Below are 11554 nucleotides of genomic sequence, written 5' to 3' on the forward strand. Positions count from 1 at the left end.
GAGGCATGTCTGCTGATTGTCTTATACTCAATCCGCAGTGAGCGGCAGTTCTGCGAGCGGCTTCAGTACGACCTGCTGTTCAAGTGGTTCCTGGACCTGAATATCATGGATCCGGCTTTTGATTCAACGACCTTCAATCTAGCTACCTCCCCCCACATCATAACACAACAAAGAAGGCCCCCCCGACGCCCGCGCCACCCCCTCCACCACCCTCACCGTAAGCAATATCTAGCGACAGAAACAGGGGAAAACAGACTTTGTGGTTACTCTCCCCAAACAGTTGTGTCTTCCTAACCAAGTGTTTTTGTAATGATGTTGGCTATAACCGAAGTAATGACATTCGGTATCCAGCTTTGCTTTAGGGAGTCTAAGACTGCACTGATGCGCTTCTTGTCTGGAGTTGTGGAGCGTAGTTCGGCTGCCAGATTGTCTAGAGCCTTTACTAGTGCTGACATATCTTGCTGAATTGCAGCGTTAGCAGCTTTCTGAGCTATTTCTATATTGGCTCCGCTTAAGCTTGATACAAACCCAGTTGTTATTGACCCAGGCCCACCGCCGACGGCTGTAACGGAAAGGCCGGTTCCCCCGCCTCTTGCGATAGCCTGTGTCCCTATTACATGAATTTCAAAATTGAATTGACTCGGGTTCTCTGCAAGTGATTTTGCAATCGCCTCAATTAGTTCAGCAGCTTCTCGGATTTCCACCTTTCACCTCCACATCTTCAGTTCAAAACTCCTTAGCTTGGCCATAGGAGAACCCTGTCCATTCTTCTCCTGACGGTTGGATTCAAATGCTCCTTTACCCTGCCCCCTACCTCACCACCAAATTCAGCAGCCGGCCGGGGACGAAGATGGCCTTTTCTATCGCTTTGCCCGCAAGGTGGGCCTGGACCTTCTCCCGGGAGAGCGCCAGTTCTCTGGCCTGCTCTTCGGTGATTGAGGCGGGGACCTGGACCCGGTCCCGCAGCTTGCCGTTGACCTGGATTACAAGCGTAATCTCATCCTCCCTGGCCAGCTCGGGGTCGTGTTTGGGCCAGGGCTGGAGGTGTATAGAATAAGGCTGGCCCAGCCTCTCCCAAAGCTCCTCCGCGAGGTGGGGGGCGGTGGGGGCCAGGAGCAGGAGCAGGGCCTTTCTCGCCTCCTCCCAGGCCGAAGGCTCCACGTCCGCCGCCTCCTTCACCTTCCCCATCAGGTTGGTGAGCTCCATGAGGGCGGCCAGCATGGTGTTGAAGTGGAAGTCCTCCATGTCCTCCGACACTTTCTTTATGGTCTGGTGGAGTGCCCGGCGCAGGGCCTGGGTGGCCTGGGGTTGGGGGCTTCTGGGGGTATAGGGCTCCATGACCAGGTTCCAGACCCGGCTGAGCCAGCGGGCCATGCCGGAGATGCCGCTATCGTCCCACTCCCCTCCATGCTCCCACGGGCCGATGAACATGAGATAGGCCCGCACCACATCCGCCCCCAGCTCCTCCACATAGGGGTCGGGGGTGATGACATTTCCCCGGCTTTTGGACATTTTATGCCTGTCCACCACGATGACCCCCTGGGAGAAGAAACGGGTGAAAGGCTCCCCGAAGTCCACCAGCCCCATGTCCCTCAGGGCCTTGGTGAAGAAGCGGGCATAGAGGAGGTGCATGGTGGCGTGCTCTGCCCCCCCGGTATAGAGGTCCACCGGCAGCCAGCGCTGGAGCTTCTTTTTGTCCCAGGGATAGCGCCGGTAATGGGGGCTGGCATAGCGGAAGAAATACCAGGAGGAGCACATGAAGGTGTCCATGGTGTCCGTCTCCCGCCGGGCGGGGCCGGAGCAGTTGGGGCAGGTCGTGTTGACGAACTTCTCGTGATATTTAAGAGGGGACTCCCCCGTTGGCCGGAACTCGGCATCGGGGGGGAGGAGCACCGGCAGGTCCCTTTCGGGCACGGGGACGATACCGCAGGTGTCGCAATAGACCATAGGGATGGGGGCCCCCCAGTACCTCTGGCGGGAGATGAGCCAGTCCCGTAGCCTGTAGCTCACCGCCTTCTTCCCCCAGCCCTTCTCCTCCAGGTATGTAGTAATTGCCTCCTGGGCCTGGGTGCTGGGCATGCCGTCAAAGGGTCCGGAGTTGACCATGGCCCCCGGCTCCACCCAGGCCTCCTCCAGCTCCCCCCCGTTCCAGCCAGGGGGGGCCACCACAGGGATGATGGCCAGGCCGTATTTCCTGGCGAAGGCGAAGTCCCTGGTATCATGGGCGGGGACCCCCATCACCGCCCCCGTCCCGTAGGTGGGCAGGACATAGTCGGCGGTCCAGATGGGCATCCTCCGGCCGCTGAGGCGGTTGAAACAGTAGGCCCCGGTGAAGACCCCCTCCTTCTCCTTCTCCTCCGCCAGGCGCTCCCTCTCTGCCCGGCCCCGGGCCCAGGCGATATAGCGCTCCACCTCCTCTTTTCTCTCGGGGGTGGTGAGCTCACGGACCAGCGGGTGCTCCGGGGCCAGGACAAAGAAAGTGGTGCCATAGACGGTATCGGGGCGGGTAGTGAAGACCCTTACCTCCCTGCCGTCCTCCAGTCCAAAGGATATCTCGGTTCCATAGCTTTTGCCCACCCAGTTGCGCTGCATCAGCTTTATCTTGTCTGGCCAGTCAGTACCTTTGTGTTCCATGAGCTCGTCGGCGTACTTCGTGATGCGGAAGAACCACTGCTCCAGTTCCCGGCGGGTCACCGATGTAGTACAGCGGTCACACTCTCCCACCCCCACCACCTGCTCGTTGGCCAGGACCGTCTGGCATTTGGGGCACCAGTTCACCGGTGCCTTGCCCCGATAGGCCAGCCCCGCCTTGTAGAGCTTGAGGAAGAACCACTGGGTCCATCTGTAGTATTCCGGCAGGCAGGTGATAACCTCCCGGTCCCAGTCATAGCTGGCCCCCATAGAGCGGAGCTGCCGGCGCATGTTCTCAATATTCTTCATGGTCCAGGTATAGGGATGGATGCCCCGGGCGATGGCTGCGTTCTCCGCCGGCAGGCCGAAGGCATCAAAGCCCATGGGGTGCATCACATTGAAGCCCTGCATCCTCTTGTACCGGGCACAGGCATCGGCGGGGGCCATGGCATACCAGTGGCCGATGTGCAGGTCTCCCGAGGTATAGGGGAACATGGTGAGGGCATAGAACTTGGGCCGGAGGTCGCCCTCCCGGGCCTCGTAGAGGCTGCCCTGCTCCCAGCGGGCCTGCCACTTCCTGTCTATTTCCCGGGGGTTATAGCTGAGAGGCATATTCCTCCTGAGACAAAGAGTCTTTCAGGAGAAAATCTTAGCCTAAGAGGGAGGGGGCGTCAACGGGCGGGGTCTTTTATCGGTGGGACCCGGCTTCAGTGTGCTCACTGAGGGGCAGGAACCTGTTTCCAATCAAGTAGAGGGCCGCAAAGAGCGCAAAGGTGCCAAGAACAATTACTATCTCTGTCAAACTGGGGATAAAATTAAAATTCACCACGTGTGCCTCCGCTCCCGCGGAGGTGAGTTGCCCAGCAGCCACAAAGTCAAATCTTGCTACGAACATGCCGATCATCACCAGAAACGCGGCGAGGCCGACCCCAAGAAGCGTTCGCGTTTTCGGAATAAGCAGGATAATCAGGGGCACGAAGAGTCCCAGGAATACTTCAAACACCCAGAAGCTCAACGCCAGCCTCCCGTTTACAAGGAGCTGGGTAGCATCAACCTTGTCCTGTGTGGAGCCGTAAAGGCCGGCTACGATTCTCCAGGTGGTGAACAAGAGAAACAGAGCCAGGAAGACGAGAAGGAGTTTGCCCAGGGCAAGCACCAGTCCACGCACAGCACCCATCTCTTTTCCGCCGAGCTTATACGTCAGAATTATGACCAGGGCCAACAGCGCTGCCCCCGAGACCAGGGCAGACAAAATGAAGTATATGGGCATGTAAGGGCCATACCACAAGGGCGAAGCCTTTACCACGCCAAACACCGCTCCCAGGGTGCCGGGAGCGGCAATAGCTAAGACAAAGCCACCTATCCCGGCGAACCAGGCAAAACTCTTGTATTTCTTTAAGCGCTGCTGAGCGGCGGCCTGGCTTCCTGCTGACGAGGGGTTACTGGAGACCGGAGACCTCCTCAGCATCTCCACCCTGCTCAAATAGAAGAACTCGACTATGAGGACCACGAGGTACAAGCCGTAAAGCACGCCCATCCACCAGATAGCCGACGAGAAACCAGGAGTGAGGACAGCCCAGATGGGCAACCTCCAGGGCCGCTCCAAGTCGCCAGCAAGAGCCCAGAAACCGGCGACGAGAGAAATCATGGCAAAGAAAACGGCCCTTCTGGCAAGGGGTTCATACCTTTCCATGCGGAACACATGCCCTAAGGAAGAGATGAGACACATCCCTGAGGCTGAGACCGCAAAAAACACGTAGGTGGAGATAAGAACTCCCCAGGGCATCCATCGCGAGGCGTTATATACACTCTCATGGCCCCGCCAGAAGCCGTACAGGATAGCCGCGGCTCCAAGAGCCGCCAGGGCGAGCAGGACCACAACCCACACCAGGAATGGAGTGAGCTTGCCCCCCCCCGTTTTCCCGCTAAGGCGGTCCTTCGTCCCTCGTTACCCTTCAAGGGTCATCCTCTCAGTTGACTCCTTCCGGGAGTCTCACATAATAGACCTTCGGCTTTGTCCCATATTCTGGTTTGAGGACCTGGACCGATTCCACCAGCAGCTTTGTCACCGGGCTTTCAGGGTCCCTGAGGTCGCCAAAAATCCTGGCCTGCGTGGGACACACTTGCACACAAGCCGGTTGCAGGCCCTTGACGACCCGATGGTAGCAGAAAGTGCATTTATCGGCTACCTTTGTCTCAGGATGAAGGTATCTCACCCCGTAGGGACAAGCGACTATGCAGTATTTGCAGCCGATACAGCGCTTTTCATCTACAAGAATGACCCCGTCCTTTGTGGTATAAGTGGCCTTGACCGGACAGACTGATACACACGGGGGGTTCTCGCACTGATTGCAGAGCTTGGGCACGAAGAAAGTCTCTTTAATCTGCAGACCCTGGTAACTCGGATTTTCACTCAAGGGTGGGAAGCCGGCTATGCCGGCATCAGGCGAGTCCTTCAACACCTCGCCATTCTCAGTTATTACATATCTATCTACCCAGGTCCTGTAGGACTCCGGTTCCATTGGGACGTGGTTCTCCTGCTTGCAAGCTAGAACACACTTGCCGCAGCCTATGCATTTGCTGGTATCAATGGCAAATCCCCAGTAGTGCTCGTCGGCACTGTAACCGTTGCCTGTCTGCCCCTCGGCGCGGGACTTGAGGAGCAGGCCACCAGTAACGACGACCAGGGTCACGCCTCCGGCAGTCTTCAGGAAATGGCGGCGGGATATTCTCTCTTCGTTCATTGCACTGAACCTTTGTGGCAGTTGAGACACATTTCAGCGGTGAACCCTACGTGGTCCTTGGCAAGTTTGGGGGCACGAAATACCCCCTTTTCGTGGCACGACAAGCAGACGCCGATACGCCCTTGAAGGGTATGAGGAACAGGGGGCGACTCTGCGATTGGGCGGATATAGGGAGAGTGACAATCCAAGCAAGGCTTCTCCGGGTAGTGTGCCTCGGAAATTATCTGGGAAAAGGTGCTGGGTTTGGACTCTAGCTTGTTATGACATGACATACATAGGTCCCCGGAAGTATCTACAGGAACTATCAGTGAGCTGTTGTCCACATGGGCTTGCGAAGGGCCATGACAGGTGTCACAATCTGCAGTCTTGTGCGCAGAGTCCAGCCAATCATTGTAGATATCGAGATGGCAAGCTTGGCAACGAGATGACTCGCTGTATTCTATGCTGAGATTGGCAATTCGTTCTATAGATTTCTCCTGAAACGCAGGGATAGATGACCCCAGGACCACTTTGATACCGACGAACAAAACGAGTACTAAAGCTGCTGCTACGGCGACCGCGATTCCCAGCTTCTTCATGCGCCTCGCTCAGGTCAGCCAGATATCTCTAAGTGCATTTTGCGATACAATACCACAAAAATTGTGTCAATACCAGAGCACCTGCCACCCATGCCTCCTTTCCACCGCATCGGTTGCCAGTTCTAGCGGTGCCCCAGGGCCCGCACCAGGTCCTTCACGCTGTTCACCACCACCCGCCTTCCCCCCACCACTTCCGCACTGTTCTGAGACATATTCAGGTAGATGAACTTTATCCTGGGGTTTTCCCTCCAGAGATGGAAGGAAAGATGGGACCAGCTATCGGGCAGGTCGGCATCATCCACAATAATGCACTCGGGGTGGGCCTGCTCCACCTGGGTGGCAGCCCCCTCATGGTCCAGGTCCACGCCGATGACTTCCAGGTCCGTCCTCCCCTTAAGAAGACCTTCCACCGTCTGGGACAAGAGGGAGCGCCGATAGAGAACCACTACCCTCTTGCCCATGGCCGTTTCCGTTTTCATTGTTCCTTTTGTCACAAATGGTATAGGATAGTCCGGCTACACCACATCGGCCTGAGGCTCTATTTCAGGGCCCAAAAAAGGCCCACGCGCTGCCGGGCGGATGGGCCTTGACGGGCAGTAGTAGAGCCTTGGGACTAGGTCTCCTTTACCAGGCCCTGGCGGAGGGCGTAGGCGGCGGCCTGGACCCGGTTCTGGAGTTGGAGCTTCGCCAAGATATTGTGAACATGGTTCTTGACCGTCCGCTGGCTGATGCCCAGGCGGCTAGCGATCGCTTTGTCAGAGAAGCCCTCCGAGAGGAAGCGCAACACCTCCATCTCCCGGCGGGTGAGGTTGGGCGGGGGGAGGAGAGAGGGGGTTTCCTGTTTCTTGGCCTGCTCGGCGAACTCCTCCCACAGCTTGCGGGCTATCACCCTGGAGAGCGCCACCTCCCCCCGCAAGACCCCCAGCAGCATATCTATCAGGTCCCGCGACTTCACCGTCTTGAGCAGATAGCCTTCAGCCCCAGCCTTAATGGCCTCAAAAAGGTCCTCCTCCTCCTCTGACACAGTGAGTATGACGACGCGGGTGTGGGGCATCTCCTCCTTTATCCTCCGGGTCGCGTCCAGGCCCCCCATCCCGGGCATGAGGATATCCATCAGGATGACATCGGGCAGAAGTTCCCGGGCCTTCTCCAGGGCCTCCTCCCCCGAGGCCGCCTCCCCCACGATCTCAATCCCGTCTTGAGTGGAGAGGAGGGCTGCCAGCCCTTCCCGAAAGAGGGCATGGTCATCCACCAGAAGCACCGTAGTCTTGTCCTGCATCCCTACCTCCTTGATAGCTGGACCCTCACCCGGGTGCCATGCCCCGGGGTGGTATCAACCTTGAAGGTGCCCCCTATCTCCTCGGCCCTTTCCCTCATTGTTTGGAGGCCGAACCGGGGCCCCCGTTCTTGTAGCACCTGGGCCAGGTCAAAGCCCTGGCCATCGTCTTCTATGACTATCTCTATCACCTGGTCCTGGACCCGGACAGCAATAGTGACCTGGGTGGCCCGGGCGTGCTTTCGGACATTGGTCAGGGCCTCCTGGACCACCCTCAACAGCTGCACCTGGGCTAGGGGAGGGATATCAGGCTCCCCCACCCCCTCTACCCTCATCTCCGTCCTCAGCCCCGTTTGCTCCCCAAAGCGCGTGAGGTAGTCCTGGAGGGTAGCCAACAACGAACGGTCGGGCCGGCGGGTGGTCCTCAGGCTCAGGATGGACTCCCGCACATCGGCCACAGCGCTGTGGACCGCCTGTTCCATCTCCCCCAGCGCCCTCTTGGCCTTCTCCACCTGTCCCGAGGAGAAGAGCTGGTCCAGGGCAATGAGCCTCAGGCCCAGATAGCTCAGGGTCTGGCCCAGGCTATCATGCATCTCCCGGGCAATCCGGTCCCTCTCCCCCAGGATGGCCAGCTCCCGGTTCCTGGCCTCCACCTCTGCGGTGCGCTCCCGCACCTTCTCCTCCATCTCCCGCCCCCACCTCTCCAGTTGAGAGCCGGTCTCCTCCTGGGCCTCCAGGCGCTCCTGGATGGCTTTCTCCAGCTGACGGCGCCTTTCCGCCTCAAATACGCTGAGCACCCGCACCAGGAAGAAAACGATGACCAGGGCAGTGAGGGCCCAGAAGGCCTGAGGGGGCACCCGGACCCATCGGAAAAAAGATGCGTAGTTAAGGAGCGAGGCGGGAAAGAAGGGCCCGGGGGGGACAATGAGCCCGGCGACAATGGCATTGAAGAAGAAGGCCCCCGCCACCACAAGGCTGTCCCGGCCCTCCCGGAAATAGCTGTGGAGGCGGAACCACCTCCACTGGCCGGCCATGGCCAGCCCCGCCAGGAGAGAACCCGGCAGGTAGAGGAGATAGCGGGCCAGGATATCGGCACTCCCCAGCCATGCCTCCTCCAGGCCAAGGAAGGCCCTGGTCGCGCTCGGATGGCACTGGAAGCAGGCGCCCGTGGGCCTTTGCGCCTCAAGGGCGGGGAACCATACCAGGTGGGGGGCCACCACCGCCAGGAGCCATAACCCGAAGAGCCCCAGGGGCAGCGCTTTGAGCCAGCGCTTGCCCCCCGAGTTGGCGGAAATGAGGCTCGCCCCGAAAAGGGCCAGGGCAAGGGTCGAGATGGCCAGGGCAAGGGTCCTCACCACCCGCCAGGAAAAGGCTGCCCCCCCGGGGTCCCCTATCAATAGACCCATGTCTAGCCAGGGCACCGCGCTGTGCAGGATACCAAAAGCGGCCAGATACTTCAGACTGGAGGCCAGAGGCAGGGCAGTGGTGCGGCGGGACTCCAGGGCTACCGTCAGGCCCATAACAAACCAGGCCAGCCCGTAGACAAAAAGGACTAGAACCAGCACCCCGGGGCTGATCTGAGCCATTGTCCTCTTCCCTTTCTCTAGGCCCGAAGGCCTATCCCATTATATACCTCTGAACAGGTTTGTTGAAAAACCTGGCTAAACAGAATCTCAACCCAACCTCTACTAGTTTTGGGACTATCGTTTGATGCGTTCCCCGCAGCCGGGGGCTAAAATGAATCTTGAAGTGAAAGCTATCAAGAGCGTAGCCAACATGGAGAAGAGGCCCCTGGGCCTGAGGCAGATTTACCTCTGGCCCAGTCTAGCCCTGATGGCCCTCATTACCATCATGGGCGTGGCCATCCCCTGGAAGCTCGTGGGCAGCAACCGAGTGATAGGGGCGGAGACTATCATTCCCCACCTGCTGGCCTGGACCGTCGTCTTCCTGGCCTTTTCCCTGCTCATATCCTGGCTGAGCCAGAGGCTTTCTCTCCAGCTTGGGCACCTGGCCCGGGCTGTGGAGCGGGTGGCGGCGGGGAACTATCAGGAGAGGGTCCCGGTCCAGGGCAGCCGGGAAATGCGCCACCTGGCCTCGGCCTTCAACCATATGTCCGAAGCCCTGGGGGAAAGCCGGGGGCGAGAGATAAAACTCCTGGAGGAAATGAGCCAGATGGAGGCCCTGAATGAGCTGGAACGGCTGAAGACGGACTTTCTGGCCACCATCTCCCACGAGCTGCGCACCCCCCTCACCCTCATCACGGGCTATGCCGAGCTCCTTTCCTCTCGGGAGAAGCTCTCCCCCAGGGGCCAGGAGATGGCGCAGACTGCGCTCCGGGAGTCCCAGCGTATGGCCAGTCTGGTGGATGACCTTCTCGACCTGTCCCGGATGGAAACAGAAGGGCTGGAGCTGCACAAGGAGCCGGTAAACCTCATCAGGCTGATAGAGGAGAGGCTGGCCTATTTCTCCGCCCTCTCTCCCCAACACCACCTGGAGACCCGCATCCCTCACGGCCTGCCCTGGATTATGGCCGACAGGGCCCGCATAAGTCAGGCCATCAACAACCTGCTGGACAATGCTATCAAGTACTCTCCCAACGGGGGCACCATCACGGTGGACCTCCTGCGCCAGGCTACGGCGATCGTGGTCAGCGTGGAAGACAAGGGGGTGGGCATCACCCCGGAAAAACAGAAGCTGCTGTTTACCAAGTTTTACCGGGCCGACGAATTTCTTAAGCTCGCCGTCCGCGGCACCGGCCTGGGCCTGGCCCTGTGCAAATATATCGTGGAGGCCCACGGCGGCCGTATTTGGGCGGAGTCCCAGAAAGACCTGGGCTCAACCTTTTCCTTCAGCCTCCCCATCTACCAGAACGCCGCCATGGCCCCATCCAAGAGCATCGCCCTATTTCCGCCTGCGCCCCAGCACCAGGCCGGTGTAGAGGGAAACCAGCAGAAGTAGGTCCGCTACCGGCCACCCCACCTCGGACCGGGCCCGGGACTGGCACCCCAGCCCGGACGCTGGAGGGGGCGCCGGTGTCAGAGCAGGAGTGGCAGCGGGGGTGGGGGTCGAACACTTTACATGCCAAACTAGGCCGTGGAGGATTCGAACCCCCGACCAAGGGATTAAAGGAGCCTATGCCCCCCTCCCATCCTAGCCCATCACATACGAACTGGGCCTCTGTAGTCCAACCCCCGGGGGGGATTTTATATCTGTCGGTGTTGTGCTGTCCCAGGGGGTCTCTTTCAGTGGATTGGCAAAAGGATTGGCAAAATTCCCTGCCTGGGCCCCTGGCTCATCCCCGAGGAGAAGCCCTACGTCCCTATCCCGCGCTTGTCTTGGGAGATTTGATAAACCGGGCCAGTTGTGCTACAGTAATAGAAACCCTGGGTGGTCGAAGCAGTTCGAACCGGTGGGCCTCCAAGGACCCCCGAGTAGGTTCCGAAAGGGGAGACGGAGACGAGAACCGGGAAGACTGGTGAGGTCACTCGGGGTTTCTTCTGTCCCCGTGGCTTCAGCCTTCGCTGGGCTTGAGGAGAGCCGCATGGGGCAGCTCGCGAGGTACCCTTGGCAAAGACAAAGGAGAAGCAGAACGATGAAGAAGGCGGCCCTGCTCCTGATGGTCTTGGCCCTTTGGTCTGCCTTCTCTTCTCCGGCCATGGCCCAGCCCCCGGTATGCCTCTTCTATGGCCTGGCTCGGGTTGATGGGGCCCCGGTTACGGGGGGGACAGTGGTCTCTGCCTGGGTGCAGGGGGTGAAGGTGGCAGAGACCACCACTGCCGATGATGGAAGCTACAGGCTTATGGTGGTGCAGCCGGAAGGGCAGGTCTTCTCCGGCGCGACGGTGGAATTCAAGATAGGTGAGTCCACTGCCCGGCAGAAGGGGGTCTGGGTGGCGGGGGAAGCCTTTAACCTCAACCTGGACTATGGGGCCCCCACGCCTGCTCCTACACCCACGCCGACACCTACCGCCACTCAACCCCCTCCAGAGCAGCGGGGCGGTCCCGGCTTCAGCGCCGCACTGATAGCTATTGCGGCGGCTGTGGTTGCGGCCTTCTTAACATGGTTTTTCGTGTGGTCGAGACGTCGCAGGAAGTAGGAACAGCAGAGGGTGAACTAGGTCTGTCCAAACCGTCTGGCGGGAGATACGTAGTGACTACGGTGTCTGCGAATGTCTAGGTGGTCAAGGACTAATTGACTCTACGGTCTTCAATTCCCAGGAATGCAGGAATGGTTGGGTTTCCTGAGCCGGAGGGTCACTTCGTATCTATTGGTTTGGTGCCGGTTCCCAAGGGACTGGAGGGCTATTCCCCGACCGGTTTTGCCGA

At 59.3% G+C, this 11554-nt stretch carries 10 protein-coding genes and 1 pseudogene; 3 read left to right on the forward strand and 8 right to left on the reverse strand.

Annotated features, from left to right (window positions below; all coding sequences use genetic code 11):
- Positions 1-138: pseudogene (locus KJ624_02635) on the forward strand (transposase).
- 152 nt (positions 139-290) lie between these two features.
- On the opposite strand, the gene KJ624_02640 reads toward KJ624_02635, so the two are convergent.
- The 8 genes from KJ624_02640 to KJ624_02675 form a co-directional block, all read right to left on the reverse strand.
- Complete coding sequence (locus KJ624_02640; protein MBU2008738.1) at positions 291-704, reverse strand: hypothetical protein; 414 nt, start codon at positions 702-704, stop codon at positions 291-293.
- A gap of 106 nt (positions 705-810) precedes the next feature.
- Positions 811-3243: a leucine--tRNA ligase gene (leuS, locus tag KJ624_02645; GenBank protein ID MBU2008739.1), complete on the reverse strand. Its 2433-nt coding sequence runs from the start codon at positions 3241-3243 to the stop codon at positions 811-813.
- A 76-nt stretch (positions 3244-3319) separates the two neighbouring features.
- Entirely contained in the window at positions 3320-4510 is a 1191-nt protein-coding gene (gene nrfD / locus KJ624_02650) for a polysulfide reductase NrfD (protein ID MBU2008740.1), read from the reverse strand.
- Between the two features lie 91 nt (positions 4511-4601).
- Positions 4602-5375 carry a 4Fe-4S dicluster domain-containing protein gene (locus KJ624_02655; protein ID MBU2008741.1) on the reverse strand — a complete coding sequence of 258 codons (774 nt, stop codon included), beginning with the start codon at positions 5373-5375 and terminating at the stop codon, positions 4602-4604.
- The gene (locus KJ624_02660) at positions 5372-5953 is read right to left on the reverse strand and encodes a hypothetical protein (protein MBU2008742.1); all 582 of its coding nucleotides are present in this window, start codon (positions 5951-5953) and stop codon (positions 5372-5374) included. The genes KJ624_02655 and KJ624_02660 overlap by 4 nt, the downstream gene beginning before the upstream one ends.
- 122 nt (positions 5954-6075) lie before the next feature.
- A complete protein-coding gene (locus KJ624_02665) occupies positions 6076-6432 on the reverse strand; it encodes a hypothetical protein (GenBank protein ID MBU2008743.1) in 357 nt (118 codons plus the stop codon).
- Positions 6433-6566: 134 nt separating this feature from the next.
- Positions 6567-7232 carry a response regulator transcription factor gene (locus tag KJ624_02670; protein MBU2008744.1) on the reverse strand — a complete coding sequence of 222 codons (666 nt, stop codon included), beginning with the start codon at positions 7230-7232 and terminating at the stop codon, positions 6567-6569.
- A 2-nt stretch (positions 7233-7234) separates the two neighbouring features.
- Positions 7235-8815, reverse strand: a complete 1581-nt coding sequence (locus KJ624_02675; GenBank protein ID MBU2008745.1) for a sensor histidine kinase — start codon at positions 8813-8815, stop codon at positions 7235-7237.
- Positions 8816-8978: 163 nt separating this feature from the next.
- Between KJ624_02675 and KJ624_02680 the strand changes: the two genes are divergently transcribed.
- Positions 8979-10187 (forward strand): cell wall metabolism sensor histidine kinase WalK, encoded by a 1209-nt coding sequence (locus KJ624_02680; protein MBU2008746.1) that lies wholly within the window; start codon positions 8979-8981, stop codon positions 10185-10187.
- Positions 10188-10821: 634 nt separating this feature from the next.
- The gene (locus KJ624_02685; GenBank protein ID MBU2008747.1) at positions 10822-11325 is read left to right on the forward strand and encodes a hypothetical protein; all 504 of its coding nucleotides are present in this window, start codon (positions 10822-10824) and stop codon (positions 11323-11325) included.
- Positions 11326-11554 lie beyond the last annotated feature (229 nt).

It is taken from the genome of Chloroflexota bacterium, from assembly GCA_018825785.1.
Classification (GTDB): domain Bacteria; phylum Chloroflexota; class Dehalococcoidia; order JACVQG01; family JAHKAY01; genus JAHKAY01.

What these genes read in the sequence shown, in the direction of transcription:
- leuS (MBU2008739.1), bottom strand. Translation starts at nt 3,243, where the DNA reads ATGCCTCTCAGCTATAACCCCCGGGAAATAGACAGGAAGTGGCAGGCC.
- KJ624_02655 (MBU2008741.1), bottom strand. Translation starts at nt 5,375, where the DNA reads ATGAACGAAGAGAGAATATCCCGCCGCCATTTCCTGAAGACTGCCGGA.
- KJ624_02660 (MBU2008742.1), bottom strand. Translation starts at nt 5,953, where the DNA reads ATGAAGAAGCTGGGAATCGCGGTCGCCGTAGCAGCAGCTTTAGTACTC.
- KJ624_02665 (MBU2008743.1), bottom strand. Translation starts at nt 6,432, where the DNA reads ATGAAAACGGAAACGGCCATGGGCAAGAGGGTAGTGGTTCTCTATCGG.
- KJ624_02670 (MBU2008744.1), bottom strand. Translation starts at nt 7,232, where the DNA reads ATGCAGGACAAGACTACGGTGCTTCTGGTGGATGACCATGCCCTCTTT.
- KJ624_02675 (MBU2008745.1), bottom strand. Translation starts at nt 8,815, where the DNA reads ATGGCTCAGATCAGCCCCGGGGTGCTGGTTCTAGTCCTTTTTGTCTAC.
- KJ624_02685 (MBU2008747.1), top strand. Translation starts at nt 10,822, where the DNA reads ATGAAGAAGGCGGCCCTGCTCCTGATGGTCTTGGCCCTTTGGTCTGCC.